We start from the raw sequence: 17,813 nt of genomic DNA, 5'->3' as shown, positions 1-17,813 counted from the left end.
TGTCCGCTGGTCAGATCGTTCAATATACTGAACGATATTCTCGGTATTGAACAATCTAGATGACAGGCGCCGATGTCAACGTAGACGCCAGTCGTATTCCGCACATTCGGCTAGGTATTCCCACCGAGCCGGTGGCTGAGCTTGTCGGCCAGCGCCCGCACCGCGTGGCTGACCTGCGCCCGTGAGGTGTCGTTGACCTCGCCGCGCAGCAGCCCGATGGCAATGCCGGCCACCGCGTGATCGTCGCTGGCGTTGAACACCGGCGCGCCGAAGCACACCATGGCGTCGCGCAGCTGCCCGTCGTCGATCGAATAGCCGCGCTCGCGCGTCTCCTCGAGCTCGCGCATCAGCGTTTTGAGGTTGGGGACACTCTGCTTGGTCCACGGCTCCGGCCACTCGTCGCCGAACAGCGCCTCGACTTCCTCGGGCCGCATCGTCGACATCATCGCCTTGCCGGTGGCGGTGAACGGCGCCGGCAGGCGCACGCCGGGCCGGAAGCTGACCCCGAGCGGGTCGGTGCCGCGCCGGCAGGCGACATACATCACTTCCCGGCCGGTCAGGATCGACAGGTTAATCGCCTGCTCCGAGATCAGGTCGGTCGCCTCGGCGATGCGCATGAACTCCTGCGTCAGGTCGCTCTGGCCTTCGAAGGCGTTGGCCCAGCTCAGCACATGCGGGCCGACCGCGAACTGCGACGGCCCCACCCGCATCATCAGGCCGAGATCGACCAGGGTATGGCAAAGCCCATGCACCGTGCTCTTGGGCAGGTCCAGCATCCGCGCCAGCTCCGACACACCCTTGGGCTTGCCGCCGGTACTGAGCGCATCGAGAATCTTCTTGGTCCGGACCAGCGCGGGGACGGCCTTACCCCGCTGCTCGGTGTCTTCGATCATTGGCTATCCATTCTCCTTGCCCCGAGTTTAGGCATTAGCGACCTGCGGGACCAGCGTGCAAGCAGTTCACTCGCGCCGGCCTCTCCGTGATCCTCCCCCGCGTGGCGGGGGAGGGGGACCGCCGAAGGCGGTGGAGGGGGCGGAAGGACGCGCCGGCTTGGGCTCCCCCCTCCACCAGCTTCGCTGGTCCCCCTCCCCCGCCACGCGGGGGAGGATCACCGCACCGCCGGTGCACACCCTCACCGAAACCCCGGCGCGACCTCCTCCATGAAATACGCCATCCCATCCGTCTCCGGAGCATCCATGAACCACAGCATCAGGTGGTCGACCCCCTGCCCGCGCAATTCGGTGATCCGTGCCTTCGCCTCTTCGGCGGTGCCGATGATCCACGGCCCGGTCATCGCCTCGGGCAGCCGGTCGACCCGGCCGGCGACGAAGTCGGTCACCTCCGGCTGCGGCTCGCCCGACCTGGTCTCGACCATCCGCTCGACCAGCCCCGCCACCTTGCGGCGCAGCGTCTTGAGATCCGGCGCGACGAGGATCTGCGTCTCGAAGCTGATCTCCACCTCGGCGCGCGAGCGGCCGGCCTTGGCCAGCGATGCATCGAGCAGCGCCAGCCGGCGCGCCAGTTCGGTCAGCGTCACCGGCGTCGAGTTCCAGCCATCGGCGATGCGGCCGCTGAGTTCGATCACCGGGTCGAACGCCTCACCCAGCCATACCGGGATGTGCGACTGCACCGGCTTGGGCGCCAGTTGCGCCCCGCTCAGCTGATAGAACTTGCCGTCGAAATCGATCGGCTTGTCCGAGGCGTAGAGCGCCTTGATCAGGTTGATCGCCTCTTCGAGCCGCTCGACCCGCGCATCGTGGTTGTCATCCCAGTCGAGGCCATAGGCCACCTGTTCGGGGCGGCCCATACCGGCTTCGAAGAAATGGATGAAGCGCCCGCCCGACAGCAGGTCGAGCGTCGACATCATCTTGGCGGCGATCTGCGGGGCGCGGAACAGGTTGGCCTGGTGGATCAGCCCGAGCTGCGCCCTGCTGGTGGCGCCGGCGATCATTGCCAGCGTGGTCCAGCCCTCGAGCACTGCCTGCTCGCGCCCCAGCATCAGGTGGTCGCAGACCCACAGCGAGTCAAAGCCCAGCCGCTCTGCTTCACGGGCATTGCCGAGCACATCGACATCCTCGATCCGCGCCACATTGGGCACACGGAACAGCCCCGGGCTCGGCATGGCGAAGGCCGGCACGCAGTAGCCCATCTTGAGCGTCCCCGCCTTGCGGCGGGCGGCAAGCTCGGCCGAAATCATGGTTTCACTCCGGCGCGCGGCACCAGGTCATGCCGGGTGCGATGCCCGGCGAATTTGCGGGCGATCTCATCGGCGGCAAGCGTCAGGAAGCGCGGACCGCAGGGCGCCGTGACCCCAGCGATATGCGGCGTGAGGAACACGTTGTGCATGGTCCTCAGCGGCGAATCCGCCTCGAGCGGCTCGGGGTCGAACACGTCGAGCGAGGCAACCACGTCACCCCGCACCAGCCGGCGGATCAGTGCGGCCTGGTCGACCACCGCACCGCGCGACACATTGACGAACACCGAGCGCGGTCGAAGCAGATTGAGCTCCTTCTCGCCGATCATCTGCTTGGTCTCCGGGGTCAGCGGCACCAGAGAGATCACCACGTCGCATGCCATCACCTGCTCCAGCGAGGTCAGCGTGATGTCGTAAATGTCGGCGAGGACGCGCGGCGCATAGGGATCGAACGCGTAGATATCGGCCTGGAACGGCTGCAGCAGCTCGATCAGCCGGCGGCCGATATAGCCGGCGCCGATCAGCCCGACACTGCGGCCGGTGAGCTCACCGTTGAAGCCGGGGTCGGCGACGCGCTCTGCCCATTTCTGGAACAGCACTTCGCCATCGATCATCCGGCGGAACAGCGCTCCGGCATTGCGCAGCCCGATCATCGCCATGGCCAGCGCCCATTCGGCTACCGGATAGGACGAGCCATTGGTGGTATCGACCACGGTGACGCCGCGCTCGGCGGCGGCGTTGACGTCGATACGCTGGCTGAAACGATCGCCTTCGACTTCGGCAATGAACTTCAGGTTCGGTAGCCGATCGAGAATGGCGCCGGTGAGCCGGGGCGAGCCGTGGCAGACCAGGAGCGCATCGAGGTTGCTGGCAAAGGCCACCAGCTTGTCGATCGCCGCGGAATTCTCCGGCGGCGCCTCGTCCCAGCTCGAGGGCTCGTCGCACAAATGATGCTCGAAACTGCCGAGGCTCGACAGCGCTTCGATCGCCTCGGCATCGGCCATCCGCGCAAAAGTATCGGCGTTGCAGGCAAAGCCGACGCGCAAGGGTCTCGGCAGGTTGTAGATCGTCATAGTATTGCCTCGTCAGCCAATCCACACGGTCTTGGCGTTGGTGAATTCGGTGATGCCGACCTGCCCCAGCTCTCGGCCATAGCCGGAGGACTTGATGCCGCCGAACGAGATATGCGCGTCCGAGCGCACCATGTCGTTGATGAACACCGCGCCCGCTTCGACCGCCTGCTCCATGCGGCGCGCCCGATCCTCGTCGCGCGTCCACACCGCCGCGGCCAGCCCGAACTCGGTGCCGTTGGCGATGCGCAGGGCTTCGACCTCGTCGGCGAACGGGAAGATCGGCGCCACCGGCCCGAACAGTTCTTCACGCGCCGCGACATTGTCGTCCGCGACGTTGGTCAGGACGGTCGGCGCGAAGAAGAAGCCCGGCCCATCGACGGTGCCGCCCGCCAGCGCCACCCGCGCCCCACCGGCGACGCTGCGATCGAGCTGATCCTGCAGCCCGGCGCGGAGGTCAGCGCGCGCCAGTGGCCCCAGCCCATGCTTTTCGTCCAGCGGGTCGCCATAGCTCAGCTTGCGGGTGCCCTCGACAAAGGCCTCGGTGAAATCGGCGGCGATCGATTGCTCGACCAGGAAGCGCTTGGCGCAGACGCAGCTCTGCCCCGAATTATTGTGCCGCGCCGCCACCGCCATTTTCACCGCGGCGTTGAAATCGGCATCGGCGAAGACGATGAACGGGTCGGAGCCGCCGAGCTCCAGCACGGCTTTCTTCCCCGCCGCACCGGCGAGCCCGGCAATGGTCCGCCCTGCCCTGACGCTGCCGGTAACGGTGACGCTGCGGATGCGGCTGTCGCCGATGAGTTTCCCCACGGTCGGGTGATCGACGCGCAGGTTGACCAGCACACCATCCGGCATGCCGGCCTCGGCGAACACCTTCTCCAGCGCCTCGGCCGAAGCCGGCACGTTCTCGGCGTGCTTCACCACCGTGGTGTTGCCGGCAAGGAAGGCCGGCGCGAAGAAGCGGATCACCTGCCAGAACGGAAAATTCCACGGCATGATCGCAAGGATCGGCCCCAGCCCTTCATAGCGCACCCGGCTGCCGCGGGCCGGGCTCGGGACCTCGAGCGGCTCCAGCCAGCCCGGTCCGAGCTCGGCCGTGGTGCGGCAAGTTGCGGCGCACTTCCTGATCTCGCCGCGCGCCTCGTTGATGGGCTTGCCCATCTCCAGCGTCATCAGCCGCGCGAACGCTTCGAGATTGGCTTCGAGCCGATCGGCCAGCGCCAGCAGCAGCTGGGCACGTTTTTCGACTCCTGCGTCGCGAACCCTGCCCCAGGCGGCGAAGCTGCGCTCGAGCGCAGCTTCGACTTCCGAGCCGTCATGCAGGCGATAGCTGCCGAACTGCTCGCCGGTGGCCGGGTTGAGCGAACGGAACATGGTCTCGGGGCGCGCGGGCGCGTTCATCAGAAAGTCCTCGTTGGCGCGGCGTTATCGAGCAGCCGCTTGAGCGTGCCGCCGAGGATCGGCTCGAGATCCCCCGGTTGCAGGAAACGGCAATGGACGCGCACGATTTCGAGCGCCTGCTTGTAGGTCATGGCGCGGCTCAGCGCCGGAAAGTCCGACCCCCAGCACAGCCGGTTGGCGCCGAAGGCGGCATAGAGCCCCTCGGCGATCCACATGGCGCTCGGGTGCGGATAGTCCCAGCCGTTCTCGAGCCCCACCGCATAGTGGAAGCCCGAGAGCTTGATGTGGACATTGGGATATTTCGCCAGCGTCGCGATCGTCTCGAGCGACGAACGCGGGTCGGTTGAACTGATGCCGCCCATGTGGTGCAGCAGCACCACCAGATCGGGATTTTCAGCGCAGATCGCGCCCAGGTCTGCCGCCCAGGCCGGGCCCATGGCGATCGAGGCGATCAGCTTCCGCTCGGCGGCGAGCCTGAAGAACGACCGGCCCTCGTCGGAGCGGAACCAGCCATCATTATCGCCAACATAGTGGGTAAAGCCCGTTATTGGCAGCGTCTCCGCCGCCACCCGCAAGCGCCCCACTGCACCCGGCGTGTGATACTCCGGCGACCAGACGCAATCGACATCGGCAAACTGGTAGAGGCGCCTGAGGTAGCGGCGCACCGCCGCCGCCCCATAGGCGTTGTTGTCGGGGTTCTTCTCGATCCGCGCCGAGACGATCACCGCCTCGGCGACGCCGTTCTGATCCATCTCGTGGATCAGGTGCTCGACGGCGCCCTTGGTGGCCTCGTCGGGCACCTCTGGCTCGTAAGGCCAGCGCGCCCAGGCGTGAGTGTGGCTGTCGACGATCACGGGCGCCTACCGGAATGCCACCGAGCCATCGGTCTTCAGCGAGGTCGGCGGCACCTTGTTGATGACAGGGATGGTCTTCAGCCCCTCATGGTCGAGTTCGACGCCGAGGCCGGGGGTCTCGTTAGGCAGCCAATGGCCGTTGATGACCGGGACGATCGCCTTCACCGCCTTGGTCCAGGGCGCCCGATCCTGCAGCATGTGCTCGGTCACTTCCCAGTTCGGCACGGCAAAGCCGAGCTGCACCTGCGCCGCGGTCGCCACCGGGCCGGAGGGCACGGCGTGCGGGATGATGCCCTGGTGATGCGCCTCGGCCAGCGCGCAGATCTTGCGGGTTTGGGTGATGCCGCCGGCAATGCCGACATCGGGGCGGATATGGTGCACCCCGCCATGCTCGACATACTCGCGGAATTCCCAGATCGAGGTGTTGCGCTCGCCCGCCGCCATCGGCACGCGCGACTTCTGCGACACCTCGCCGAAGCTCAGCACGCTGTCGGGCGGAATCGGGTCTTCGACGAACAGCGGCCGGAACTGCTCGAACTCGCGGATCGCCGCAATGGATTCGCCCAGCGCCATGTTGCGGTGCAGCTCGATGCCGATCTCGACATCCCAGCCCACCACGTCGCGGATCAGCGCCAGGCGCTCGACCATGTCCTTCACCTTGGCGCCGAACGCCATCAGGTGGTGCTCGGGCTGGTAGACCATCACCTTGAGCGCGGTATAGCCGTCCTCAGCGGCGGCCTTGCAGCTCGCCGCGACTTCTTCGGCCGTGCCATAGGGGATCACCAGCATGGCGCGCACCTTGTCGCGCACCCGGCCACCCAGCAGGTCCCAGACCGGCGCCTGGTAGTGCTTGCCCTTGATGTCCCACAGCGCCTGGTCGATCGCCGAGATGGCGCCGCCAATGGCCATGCCGCGCATCGAATAGGCCCGATAGAGGCTGAGATTGTGGTACTCGATGCGCAACGGATCTTCGCCGATCAGCCGCTCGCCAAAGCCCTTGGCCACCGATGCCGTCGCCTCGGGAAAGCCGAAGAAGGTGGATTCGCCCACGCCTTTCAGCCCGCTATCCGTCGTCACTTCGACGAACATCCAGTTATGCGCGACGTAGGTATCGATACGCTCGATCTTCACTTTGCTTCCTCAGGGTAGACGAATAGCGGTGTGCGGCGGGTCGCCGGCGGGCTGATCAGCTCGAGCACAAGGCCGTTGAGCTTTTCGGAGGTGAAATAGACGAAGGCGCCGCTGCCATCACCGCCGAAGCCCCGGGCCGACTGCAGGCGGGTGAAGCCAGCGGCTTCGAGCTCGGCCACCGCCTCGGCATGGTTCTCCATCACGTGGATGCCGATGTGGTTGAGGCCTTCGCCGGAGCTCGCCAGCTGATCGGCAAAGAACGACGGGCCGGTGGTGGGTTCGACCAGCTCGAACTGCACACCATCCTTCCAGGCGAGCGCATGCTTCAGCCCGAACTGGGCCGGAGCCCCCTTGTAGGTCATATCTTTCAGAATCTCGGGCGTATACTCCCACGCCGTCCAGGGGCCGATGCGCAAAAGATCCCACCATTGCCTCGTCGCGGCTTCGAGGTCGCGCACCACGAAGGCGATCTGCTTGGGGCCGAGCTTCTGGACGATCAGCGGGATAGCGGCAAAAGCTGCGTCGGTCATGGCGTTCCCCCTCAGGCCGCGTTCGACTTGGGCAACAGCCCGAGATCGGCGTCAATTTCATCCTGGTAGGTCGAAACGGCGCTGGTCAGCACCTCGTCCATGCTCACCGCCCGGCCGGCAATGCCGCTCTCATAGGCGGCGAGCACCGAGGCGACGGCGGTGAGGCCGCCCTCTCCATCCACTTCCGGCGGCCGGCCTTCCATGATGGCGGCGGCGAAATCGTGGATCTCGATGGCGAGAAGGCCCGAGTCCGTCTCGGCCCAGTCGAGTTCGTAGGACACGCCGCCATAGAGCGTTTGGGTCAGCTCATCGAGGGCAAAACCGACCTTGTCGGCCAGCGCCTGTCCGGTGAGGTCGCCCTCCGCGGTGTGGAGGATCGGCGCCTTGCCGGTGCGATCGTTGAAGATCTCGAGCGAGCCGCGCTGCCCGTGCACGGTGCGCTGGTTGTAGCCCTTGCCCGGGCCCGAGGCGACGTACGACATCTGCACCATCAGGCCCGACTGCATGGTGAAGGTCGCGGCGAACGAGTCCTCGCCCGTCGCGGTAATCTGCTCCGGGATTTCGAGGAAGCGCTTCAGGTAGGCCTCGGTCTGCATCTCCGGCTTTTCCTGCCGGCGGCGGATCGGCTCGGCGATGAAGCCCTTGCCGAACGCCGAGTGGAACGGCCCGAAATAGTACTGCACGATGTCGGTGAGGTGCGCGCCCATGTCGAGCCCGATGGCGCCCTTGTCCTTGAAGTGCCGCCACGGCGTGATGATGATCCGGTCATTGCCGCCGATCATCGTCTGCACCATCAGATGAACAGGCCCCAGCACGCCGGAGTCGATCACTGCCTTGGCCAGCCGGTTGGTCGGATCGCGCCGATAGTTCTCGGCCGTCGCCAGCACCGCCCCACCCGCCTTCGCCGCATCGATCAGCGCCTGGCAGGAGCGCACCGTCAGCGCCAGCGGCTTCTCGCAGAGCACATGCTTGCCGGCCCGCAGCGCCGGCAGCACCACCGAGAGGTGACTGAACGCCTCGGTCACCACGTCGAACGCCGCGATCTCCGGATCAGCCACCGCGTCGTCGATGGCGAGGTGGATCTTCGGCCGGTAGCCGAGCAGCTTTTCGGCTTCGCCGGCCACCCGCTCGGCATTGTCCTGCCGCACGTCGCACACCGCGACGAGCCGGACATTGCTGAGGCCCGAGCGCTGCAGCCGGGCAAAGCCCTGCACATGCCGGCTCCCCATGCCGCCGCACCCGACGAGGCAGACTGGTACTGTAGTCACGTTTTTGCTCCAGCTATAGGCGGCCTATTCCTTCAACGAGCCGCCGAGGCCGTTGATGAAATAGCGTTGGCAGAGAATAAAGAAGATGATGATCGGCAGCGTCGAGAGCAGCACCGCCATCATGGCGATGTTGGGCGGCGTCTGCGAGAAGGATTGGCCGAGCCCGGCCAGCGCCAGCGGCAGCACCCGCATGTCCCGCTCGGTCGTCGAGATCAGCGGCCAGGCATACATGTTCCAGGCGGTGAGCACCGTCACCGCGGTATAGGCGGCGATCGGCGGGCCGGAGAGCGGCAGCACGATCCTGACGAAGATCTGCCCCCAGTTGGCGCCGTCGATCTTGGCCGCATCGAGAATCTCGTTGGGCATCGAGATGTAGAACTGCCGGAAGATGAACACCCCGAAGCTGGTCTGCGCGATGATGGGGATGCAGAGCCCCATGAAGGTGTCGATCCAGTTGAGGTTGCGCACCAGGATGAAGGTCGGGATCGTCGCCACCTGCCCCGGCACGAACAGCGTCATGATGAACAGGCCCAGCAGCGCGCCGCGGCCGAAGAACTGCATCTTGGCGAGCGCGAAGCCGGTCATCACCACCAGGGTCAGCTGGGTGATGGTGATGACAGCGGTGAAGATCACCGAGTTCACGATGGCGGTGCTATCAAGGAAGGTGAGCGCCGCGAAGACGTTCTCGAAGTGCCACTCGGTCGGCCACCAGGTTGGCGGATAGGCGACCACCTCGCGGCTCGATTTGAACGAGTTGATCACCATCCAGTAGAACGGCGCGGCCATCAGCAGGCCGAAGAAGACCACCGTGGAAACATGGAAGCGGCGGCGCCAGTGGTGTCCTGCACTCATAGCGGGTCTCCGTTGGTCGGGCGCCGGCGCGGCGGGTTGAAGATCAGCGCGAGGATCGTGACGATGACGAACAGCACGGTCGAGAGCGCCGAGGCATAGCCGAGCCGCAGCTGGGCAAAGGCCAGGTCGTAGATGTAGACCGCGAGAATATCGGTCGAGTTGAGCGGCCCGCCCTTGGTCATCACGAAGGCAATGTCGAAGCTGTCGAAGATGATGCCGCGCAGCGTCAGTACCAGGATCAGCAGTGTCACCGGCATAACGTTGGGCCAGATGATGTGGCGGAGCTTCTGCCACGGGCCGGCCCCGTCGATCTCGGCGGCTTCCAGCAATTGCGGGTTAATCTGCTGCAGCGCCGCGAGATAGAGGATGATGCCGAGCGGCAGCCGCAGCCAGACGATCACCAGTGACAAAGCGGGCATCGCCCAGGTGGTATCCTGCAGCCAGTTGGGCCCGGAAACCCCAAAGAAGCTGAGCAATTGCGCGATCGGGCCGACACGCGGATCGTACATGAAACGCCAGAGCACCGCCGAGGCGACCAGCGAAATGACGATCGGTAAGAGGTACATCGTGCGGAACACGCTGTAGCCGGGGAAATTGGTGTTGATCAGCGCCGCGAGGATGAACGACAGGAACACAGTCGGCACGACGCCGAGCACCAGCAGATAAGCCGTCTTCCACACCGAGTTCACGGCGCGGGCGTCGTTCAGCAGCGCCACATAATTGTCGAGCCCGACGAAGCGCGGCTCGTAGATCAGGTTCCAGTCGAACAGGCTGAGCGCCAGGCCCCAGACGATGGGGATGACCATGAAGGCGGTGAACAGGACCACGTTGGGCCCCACGAACAGGGCGGCCCAGAACGGGGAGTCGGTGCGGCTCGTCCTGCGGCGCGGCGCGGGCCGCGCCATCGCAGACATGCCGGCCTCGTCGGCGGTGTCGGTCTTGCTCAAAAGGGTCGATCCCGTTGTGGAAAGGAGAACCGGCTGCGGGAGGACACAGCCGGTTCCTGATTGCCGCCGCTGAAGGAGTGCGGCGGCATGTCTTGTCGGTGATCAGCCGCCGGCGGCCAGAACGCGGGCCATCGCCTCGTTGATCACCGCCTCGGCGGCCTTCAGCGCGTCGGCCACCGGGACGTTGTTAAGGACGACCGACTCTTCGGCTTTCGCCAGTTCGGTATCGACCACCACCTGCACGTCGGCCGGGATCGAAGTCGGGTTCATCGCGCCATACTGGATGGACTCGGCGAACACCCGGTTGTCGTAGGGTGGGCCCGGCAGTTCGGTCCAGATCGGGCTGTTGTAGAGCGCCTCGACCGGCGGCACCGTGCCGTAGCCCGCGGCAAGGATCTTCATGCCGCCGTCTTCGGAATAGAACCAGTTGAGGTAGTCGTAGGCGAGCTCCTGGTTGTTCGCCATGCCCTGCGGGGTGATCGCCTGGGCGATCGAGCCCATGCCGGTCTTGCGCACGCCGTTGATCTTGGGCTCGAGCGCCACATCCCAATCGTCCGTGGTGACCGAGCGGATCAGCGGGGTCAGCGCCCGCACCGACTGCAGCATCGACACCGTGCCGGCGCCGAACGCCTGGTAGCCGCCACCGAGCTGGGTCTGCTGCGGCGAGGAGGCGATGACGCCGGCCTTCACCTGGTCCCAGTACATGGTGAAGACCTTGATCGCCGCTTCGGTCTGCAGCTTGTACATGTTGTTTTCGTCGAGCAGCGTATCGCCGAAGGCTTCGATGCCCGGCACGTAGGTGGCGTGCCACGGCACCGAGGCGGCGAGGCCGTAACGGGTGGTGACGTTGCCGTTCTTCTGGGTCAGCTGGGTCGCGACCTCGATCTGCTTTTCAAAAGTCCAGTCGTCGTTCGGGTACGGGATGCCGGCGTCGTCGAAGTGCTTCTTGTTGTAGTAGAGCACCACGGTATCGGCGCCGATCGGCAGGCCGAAAATGCCGTCCTTGTTCGGGCCCGAGGTGACCAGGTACTGGTCGAGGAAGGGCTTCGCGAGCGAGGTCATGGTGATCGGGCCGCCCGAGGTCAGGAACGGCCGCATGTCGGCGGTGACCTGCGCATTGGCGAACTGCGTGGCGAAGATATCGGCCAGGTAGGTGATATCGGGCAGCTTGTTGGCGAGGCGGCGCGACAGCAGCGCCTGGCGCAGGCCCGGGCCATCGCCGGGCAGGATCGAGTAGTCGATCTTGACGCCCGGGCGGGCGGCCTCATAGGCGGCAAACACCGGCTTGATGCCGGTTTCGGCCCAATCGAGAATGCCGATCGACAGCGTGCCGCTGGTCGGCTGCGCCATGGCGAAATGGCTGCCGGCGGCAAGCGCGAACGGCGAGGCGGCGAGACCGGCAAGAACAGCACGCCGGCTGGGCGTGAACTGCGTTAGGGTGGTCTTGGACACGTTGTTTTCCTCCCAAGGAACACGAGCGCTTCATCGCTTCCCGGGCATCGGGAGGCGTGATGATCGGTCGGGGACAGGCGAGACTTCGTGGCCGGCGTCTTGTGCGCCGTCGTTCACTATGTTGAACGCCTATCCATAGGCTGAACGATGACACGGGTAGCGACACCCGGTCAAGCGGCACGCTGGGACTCGCCGTTGCGCAAAAAGTCGTAGGGATTTGGGACCGACGGTCGGTCGGTTATGGGGGTGTGGTGCGAGGCCGGTGCGCTTGGCGCCCCTCACCCCGCGGTGAGGCCTTTGGCCTCATCCGCTGCCCTCTCCCCAGAGGGGCGAGGGCGCGTTGTGGCACCGGCGGTACAAAGTGCGTCCCCTCGCCCCTCTGGGGAGAGGGTCAGGGTGAGGGGCGCCAAGCACGCCGACGCAGACGGCCAGCCCGTCGCACGACTGGCCTGTCGCTCACCAACGCCGGGCGCTACAAATCCAGCATACCCACCCGGAGCCCTCGCATGAGCACCACCCCGCCCGTCATCCAGCGCTTCATCGCCGCCACCAATGCCGGCGACACCGCCGCCTTCCTGGAAGCCTTCACTCCGGATGCCTTCCTCAGCGACTGGGGCCGCGACTTCACCGGTCGCGACGGCATCGCCAGCTGGAACGAGACGGACAATATCGGCGTGCAGTCGAAATTCCGGCTGCTCGAGGTCGAGCCCAACGGGGCTGACGCGTACCGGGTGCGGCTGGCCGTCAGCGGCAATGGCTACAACGGCGAAGGCACCATGGCATTCACGCTGACCGGCGGACGGATTGCGCGGTTGGTGATCAGTTAGGGCTGGTGTGCTTGGCGCCCCTCACCCCGGCCCTCTCCCCAGAGGGGCGAGGGGGCGTTGTGGCGCCGCCCGTGCAAAGTGCGTCCCCTCTCCCCTCTGGGGAGAGGGTTAGGGTGAGGGGCGCCAAGCACACCGGCCCCGCCCTACCTCACAATCTCATACAACCGCTTCAGCACATGCCGTGACCTCAAGTCCTCCGGATCCCCCCGCATCTGGTTCATCGTATAGCTGAACCCGACCTGCTCGGTCGGCCAGCCCGCATGGATCGAGCCGCCTGCCCCTGAATGGCCGAAGGCATCCGGCGCCGGGCCGAACCTGCCCTGTGGCGTCTGCAGCGCCCAGCCGACGCCGAACGCCATGGCTTCGGCGATATAAGGGTCCATGAAGCGGCTCTGCTCGGCCCGTCCCAACGCCACGGTTTCGGGCTTCAGGATCTCGATCCCGTCGATGCTGCCGCCTTGCGCCATGCAGCCGTAGTAGCGCGCCATCGCCCGCGCCGTGGCGATGCCGCCGGCGCCGCCGATCTCGGCCGCGTGGTAGGCGCGAGTGTTCCAGGGGAGATCCTCGGGGAAGAGCGGCGGATTACCCCAGATCGACGCGAACATCGGGTCGGCCCGCTGCTCCGGCCCGAACGCCTCGTCAAACGGCAGCATGCCCGGCCCCAATTCGATCCGCCCAACCCGCGGCTCCAGCGCCTCGGGGAGCCCGATAAAGGCATCGAGCCCCAGCGGCGTCGCGATCTCTTCGGCGAAAAACCGGCCAAGCGTCCGCCCATCGACCCGCCGCACCAAAGCGCCCACCAGCCAGCCGATGGTCACCGGGTGGTAGCAGTGGAAAGCGTTGGGGTCGGCGGCCAGCGGCTGCGCCGCCAGCAGCGCTTCCATGCGCGCATAATCGGTGTAGTCGGCGGCGCTCAGCGGCGCCGCGATCCCCGGCAGGCCGGCCGAATGCGAAGTGACATGCCGCACCAGCACCCGGGCTTTGCCGTTCTCTGCAAACTCCGGCCAGTACCGCGCCACCGGCGCGTTCAGATCGAGCTGCCCGCGTTCCACCAGCTTCAAGACGCACCCGGCGAACAGCCCCTTGGTGCCGGAATAGATCACCTGCAGCGTGTCCTGCTGCCACGGCCGCCCCGGCGCCGCCATGCCGCCCCAGAGGTCGACGACGAGCGTCCCCCTATGCACCGCGGCGAACGCCGCCCCGACATCGCCGCGCACCGTGAAGTTGCGCGCAAACTCCTCCGCCACCGCCTCAAAGCCCGGCGCCACATACCCCATGACCGGCGCCGACTGCGATTGATAGTTCATTGGCTCCCCCGCCTAACCCGTTCCTCTGGTGGCTCCCCACCCCCACCCTTGATCCCTCCCCACAAGGGGGAGGGAGACGCTAGCTGCACGTACTCGGTTCTCGCCTCTCCCTCCCCCTTGTGGGGAGGGCAGCAAAGCTTGTGAGCGAAGCGAACTAGCGTCGCTGGGGGGGGGGGTGGCCCCACGCTCGGCCCTAGTCGTCATCAATCCCCATGCCCCACGGCATCGAACTCTTCCCCGCCCGCCATGAGGTTGAGCACCTCTTCGCGGGTCTTCTCGCCGCGTTTGAACTGGCTGGCGACCCGCCCCTGGATCAGCACGGTAAAGCGGTCACCGACGCTGAGCGCGTGCGTCGCATTGTGCGTGATGAACACCAGCGCGATGCCCTGCTCCCGCGCCTGCTTGATCAGGTCGATGACGATCTTGCTTTCCTTCACTCCCAGGGCTGCAGTGGGCTCGTCGAGGATCAGGAGCTTGGCCCCGAAATACAGCGCCCGGGCGATGGCCAGCGCCTGCCGCTCGCCGCCCGACATGGTGCCGACCAGCTGCTCGGCATCACCGATCCGGCGGATCCCCATCTGCCGGATCTGCTCGAGCGCGATGCGGTTCGCCGTCTGATGGTCGAGCCGCCGGAACGGCCCCCAGCCTTTGGTCGGCTCGTTCCCGAGAAAGAAGTTGCGCGCCACCGAGATCAAGGGGATCGAGCCCACATCCTGGTGCACCGTGCCGATGCCATGGGCCTGCGCGTCGCGCGGCGAGCGGAAGGCGACCGGCTTGCCGTCGAAGGTCAGCGTGCCGATGGTCGGCGGCGTCACCCCGGACATGATCTTGATCAGCGTCGACTTGCCGGCGCCATTGTCGCCGAGCAGGCAATGCACCTCGCCCGGATGGGCTTCGAGGCTGACGTCGTTGAGGGCGATATTGTTGCCGAAGGTGCGGGTGACGCCTTCGAGCGTCATGAGCGCGGTCATCAGAGTTTCTTCTTTCCCCGGTTCAGCGCCAGCTCGCGGATCAGGTTGTTGGTGAGCACGGCGATCACCAGCAGCCCGCCGATGAAGGTGGCGAGCCAGTCGGTGGGCCAGCCGGTGTAAAACAGCCCGAGGCTGACGATGCCGTAGATGAAGGTGCCAAGCACGATACCGATCACCGAGCCGAAACCGCCCTGCAGCAGCACCCCGCCAATCACCGCGGCGATAGCGGTCTGGAACACATAGCCCTGCCCCGAGGCGGCATTGCCCTGATTGTACATCACCGCCGACATGGTGCCGACGAAGGCCGCCGATACGGCCGTCCAGATGAAGAGAATGAGTTTGACCCGCGCCACCGGCACACCGGCGCGGCGTGCCGCATCGGGGTTGCCGCCGGTGGCAAAGATCCAGTTGCCGAACCGGGTCTGCTTCAGCACCCAGGCGGCGAGGATGGCGGCGAGCAAGTACCAAAGCACCGAGACGTTGAAGAACATCCATTTCGAGCCCAGCACCGCCTCGGCCCAGCCGGCATCTTTCAGCGAGACGTTGGACGAGCCCGAGATCAGCCGGCTCAGCCCCAGCGCCGTACCGGCAAGAATGAAGTTCGAGGCGAGCGTCACGATAAAGCTCGGAAGCTTCGTGGCATTGACCAAGAGCGCATTGAAACAGCCGACCCCGACCCCGAGGCTCAGCGCCATGACGATGGTGAGTTCGATCGGCAACCCATAGAACCCGGTGCCCAGCGCCACGATAATCGAAGCGGCGCCGACCACCGAGCCGGTCGAAAGGTCGAACTCGCCCGAGATCATCAACAGCCCCACCGGCAGTGCGATGATCCCCAGCTCCGCTGCGGTATTGAGCCATCCAGCAGTGCCCGGGATCGAAAAGAAGCCCGAGGCGCCGCCGACGATGACGAAGAAGACGTAGATCACCAAAGCCGCGATCAGCGGCCCGATCCACACGATCCTGAGCAGGCGCTCCAGGAGCCCGAAGCGGGTCGGAGGGGCAGGCGGATCGGCGATGGTGGTTTCCATGGCAGTGGTCATTTCATCAGGTCCGTCGGAGTTCGAAGGCTAGCGCGGAAGGCAACGCTCAGGCGAGAGCCTGCTCCCCTCCCCCTTGAGGGGAGGGGCGGGGGTGGGGGTGGTTCTGTGATCACCGATGGACCCCCACCCCCAACCCCTCCCCTCAAGGGGGAGGGGAGCTAAGGGCGGGGTTGCGTCCAACTCCCCCGCCCTGCCCTGCCACTCAGTTCGCGCCGCGCGAGCCCGGAATGCTCTTGTTCACCGCCAGCACGGCGGCGGCGTTTTCCTGCGTCACCATGTAGGGGCCGACGCTGATCACGCCCGACGGGGCCATCTTGTACTTGTTGTACATCAAGGGGATCATCACGCCGTAATAGCCCTGCAGGAACGGCTGCTGGTCGGAGGCAAAGCTCATCTCGCCGGCGGCTACCGCCTCGAGCACGGCATTGCCGAGGTCCATGGTGCCGAGATCGACAGCGCGGCCGGTGGCCCGCACCTGCTTGACCGATTCCAGCGCATCGACACCCACCGCCACGCCCAGCGTCACGATGCCGTCGATCGTCTGGTCCTGCATCAGCATGGCGCTGACCGCGGCCTGCACCTTCTGGCTGTTGCCGATATCCTCCGACGCGAGGATCACCATCTTGGCCTTGCCGCCGGCTTCGGTGACGGCGTCGATATAGCCTTGGCAGCGCTGCTCCAGCACCGGGTTGGCGGCGATCTGGTTGATGCAGAGGCCGTTCTTCACGCCCTTGCCCACCGCCACTTTGCCGCCCTGGTAGCCCATCTGGTAGCTGTCCTCACCGATAAAGCCGATGGCGCCCAGCTCCTGGTACTTGAAGCCGCCCGAGTTGATGATGATGACCGGGATGCCCTCGGCCGCCGCCTGCTTGATCAAGGGCTCGGTCGGCTCGGGAAAGAAGTTGCCTACCGCGATAGCGGCCGGCTTCCGGGCGATCGCCGCTTCGAACATCTTGGTATACACCGGCACGATGTCGTTGAAATCAGCCGGCGCCGTCCACTGCGTCTTGACGCCGTAATCCTTGGTGGCCTGGTCGAAACCCTGCTGCACCGCGCCCCAGAACGGATCCGAGCTCGGCCCGCCCAGCATGATGATCACGTCTTCCTGCGCCTGCGCGGCGAACGGCGCTGCGGCAGCCATGATGGCGGCGAGCGCCAGCGCGCTCAGTTTCCTCAAATTCATTATGTCCTCCCCAATGGCAACGGCCCGCATCCTCCCGACACGCGCCTGCCGCGAGGCGCTCACTGCGCCTTCCCCTCCACGACTATTAAATAATATGTATGATGTAAAGCACTCAACGCAGGTTTCGCATCGAGAGGATGGCGCGCACCTCCACCGCCAGGGCTTTGCCGAGAACTTCGTGCGCCGCCTCATCCATGTGGATGCCGTCGATCCCGGCCCGCACCACCTTGTTGGCGTCGAAATGGAAGCACCCGGTGCGGTGCGCCACCTGCTCGAGATAATGCGCGTGGTCGCGGCAGCGCTGGTGGCCGACGCCCCACATCGCCGGCTCGGCATCTTCGGTGATGGCAGGCGGCGTCACCACCAGCACCTCGGGCGGATGCTCCACCATGGCGAAGTGCCCCTTGATCATCTGGATCAGCGTCAGCGTGCCGCGCGCCGAGTTATAGGCGGTGATCGACAGCTGGTCCTTGAAGTCGTTGGTGCCCAGCATGACGATCAAGACGTCCATCGGCGCATGCGATTCGAGGATCGGGATCAGCGTGCGCGAGCCGTTCTTGTGCACGCCCTCGATCGGATCGTCGAACACCGTGGTGCGGCCGCTGAGCCCCTCCTCGACGATCCAGCTGTCCGGCCCGAGTTCGCGCCCCAGCACATTGGCCCAGCGCCGCGCCGGCACGATCCGGTCCGGCGTCTGGGCGATATTGGCGAAGGGCGGGCAGCCCCAGGTATTGGAGTCGCCGAAGCAGACGATGGTAGGCATGTGAAGCGGTTCCCTCG

At 65.9% G+C, this 17,813-nt stretch carries 17 protein-coding genes; 1 reads left to right on the top strand and 16 read right to left on the bottom strand.

The window, feature by feature from the left end; all coding sequences use genetic code 11:
* Positions 1-110 precede the first annotated feature (110 nt).
* The 11 genes from ACSQ23_RS27385 to ACSQ23_RS27335 form a co-directional block, all read right to left on the bottom strand.
* Positions 111-893, bottom strand: a complete 783-nt coding sequence (locus ACSQ23_RS27385) for an IclR family transcriptional regulator (protein ID WP_055877632.1) — start codon at positions 891-893, stop codon at positions 111-113.
* Between the two features lie 239 nt (positions 894-1,132).
* The gene (locus ACSQ23_RS27380) at positions 1,133-2,197 is read right to left on the bottom strand and encodes an LLM class flavin-dependent oxidoreductase (protein WP_436092577.1); all 1,065 of its coding nucleotides are present in this window, start codon (positions 2,195-2,197) and stop codon (positions 1,133-1,135) included.
* Complete coding sequence (locus ACSQ23_RS27375) at positions 2,194-3,267, bottom strand: NAD(P)-dependent oxidoreductase (protein ID WP_436092576.1); 1,074 nt, start codon at positions 3,265-3,267, stop codon at positions 2,194-2,196. The genes ACSQ23_RS27380 and ACSQ23_RS27375 overlap by 4 nt, the downstream gene beginning before the upstream one ends.
* 12 nt (positions 3,268-3,279) lie before the next feature.
* Entirely contained in the window at positions 3,280-4,668 is a 1,389-nt protein-coding gene (locus ACSQ23_RS27370) for an NAD-dependent succinate-semialdehyde dehydrogenase (RefSeq protein WP_436092575.1), read from the bottom strand.
* Positions 4,668-5,522 carry an amidohydrolase family protein gene (locus tag ACSQ23_RS27365; RefSeq protein WP_436092574.1) on the bottom strand — a complete coding sequence of 285 codons (855 nt, stop codon included), beginning with the start codon at positions 5,520-5,522 and terminating at the stop codon, positions 4,668-4,670. Before ACSQ23_RS27365 ends, ACSQ23_RS27370 begins: the two co-directional genes overlap by 1 nt.
* Positions 5,523-5,528: 6 nt before the next feature.
* Complete coding sequence (locus ACSQ23_RS27360; protein ID WP_056004041.1) at positions 5,529-6,653, bottom strand: mandelate racemase/muconate lactonizing enzyme family protein; 1,125 nt, start codon at positions 6,651-6,653, stop codon at positions 5,529-5,531.
* Positions 6,650-7,183 (bottom strand): VOC family protein, encoded by a 534-nt coding sequence (locus ACSQ23_RS27355; protein WP_056004038.1) that lies wholly within the window; start codon positions 7,181-7,183, stop codon positions 6,650-6,652. Before ACSQ23_RS27355 ends, ACSQ23_RS27360 begins: the two co-directional genes overlap by 4 nt.
* Before the next feature lie 11 nt (positions 7,184-7,194).
* Positions 7,195-8,451 carry a Gfo/Idh/MocA family protein gene (locus ACSQ23_RS27350; RefSeq protein WP_156384799.1) on the bottom strand — a complete coding sequence of 419 codons (1,257 nt, stop codon included), beginning with the start codon at positions 8,449-8,451 and terminating at the stop codon, positions 7,195-7,197.
* Positions 8,452-8,475: 24 nt separating this feature from the next.
* Entirely contained in the window at positions 8,476-9,303 is an 828-nt protein-coding gene (locus ACSQ23_RS27345; protein ID WP_055877611.1) for a carbohydrate ABC transporter permease, read from the bottom strand.
* Entirely contained in the window at positions 9,300-10,250 is a 951-nt protein-coding gene (locus ACSQ23_RS27340) for a carbohydrate ABC transporter permease (protein WP_056004031.1), read from the bottom strand. The genes ACSQ23_RS27345 and ACSQ23_RS27340 overlap by 4 nt, the downstream gene beginning before the upstream one ends.
* A gap of 102 nt (positions 10,251-10,352) precedes the next feature.
* Positions 10,353-11,702, bottom strand: a complete 1,350-nt coding sequence (locus ACSQ23_RS27335; protein ID WP_436092573.1) for an extracellular solute-binding protein — start codon at positions 11,700-11,702, stop codon at positions 10,353-10,355.
* Between the two features lie 506 nt (positions 11,703-12,208).
* Here ACSQ23_RS27335 and ACSQ23_RS27330 point away from each other — a divergent pair.
* Positions 12,209-12,529 carry a nuclear transport factor 2 family protein gene (locus ACSQ23_RS27330; protein WP_436092572.1) on the top strand — a complete coding sequence of 107 codons (321 nt, stop codon included), beginning with the start codon at positions 12,209-12,211 and terminating at the stop codon, positions 12,527-12,529.
* A 143-nt stretch (positions 12,530-12,672) separates the two neighbouring features.
* Here ACSQ23_RS27330 and ACSQ23_RS27325 read toward each other — a convergent pair whose 3' ends face one another.
* The 5 genes from ACSQ23_RS27325 to ACSQ23_RS27305 form a co-directional block, all read right to left on the bottom strand.
* A complete protein-coding gene (locus ACSQ23_RS27325) occupies positions 12,673-13,836 on the bottom strand; it encodes a serine hydrolase domain-containing protein (protein WP_436092571.1) in 1,164 nt (387 codons plus the stop codon).
* A 203-nt stretch (positions 13,837-14,039) separates the two neighbouring features.
* Positions 14,040-14,807 carry an ATP-binding cassette domain-containing protein gene (locus tag ACSQ23_RS27320; protein ID WP_248310511.1) on the bottom strand — a complete coding sequence of 256 codons (768 nt, stop codon included), beginning with the start codon at positions 14,805-14,807 and terminating at the stop codon, positions 14,040-14,042.
* Complete coding sequence (locus ACSQ23_RS27315; protein WP_436092570.1) at positions 14,807-15,850, bottom strand: ABC transporter permease; 1,044 nt, start codon at positions 15,848-15,850, stop codon at positions 14,807-14,809. The genes ACSQ23_RS27320 and ACSQ23_RS27315 overlap by 1 nt, the downstream gene beginning before the upstream one ends.
* A gap of 202 nt (positions 15,851-16,052) precedes the next feature.
* On the bottom strand, positions 16,053-17,033 hold the full coding sequence (locus tag ACSQ23_RS27310; protein ID WP_055877596.1) for a substrate-binding domain-containing protein: 981 nt from the start codon (positions 17,031-17,033) through the stop codon (positions 16,053-16,055).
* Between the two features lie 112 nt (positions 17,034-17,145).
* The gene (locus ACSQ23_RS27305; protein ID WP_055877595.1) at positions 17,146-17,796 is read right to left on the bottom strand and encodes a GDSL-type esterase/lipase family protein; all 651 of its coding nucleotides are present in this window, start codon (positions 17,794-17,796) and stop codon (positions 17,146-17,148) included.
* Positions 17,797-17,813: the final 17 nt, after the last annotated feature.

It is taken from the genome of Devosia sp. LjRoot16 (assembly GCF_964252795.1).
GTDB lineage: Bacteria > Pseudomonadota > Alphaproteobacteria > Rhizobiales > Devosiaceae > Devosia_A.
This window is presented reverse-complemented; position numbering and strand designations above follow the sequence as displayed.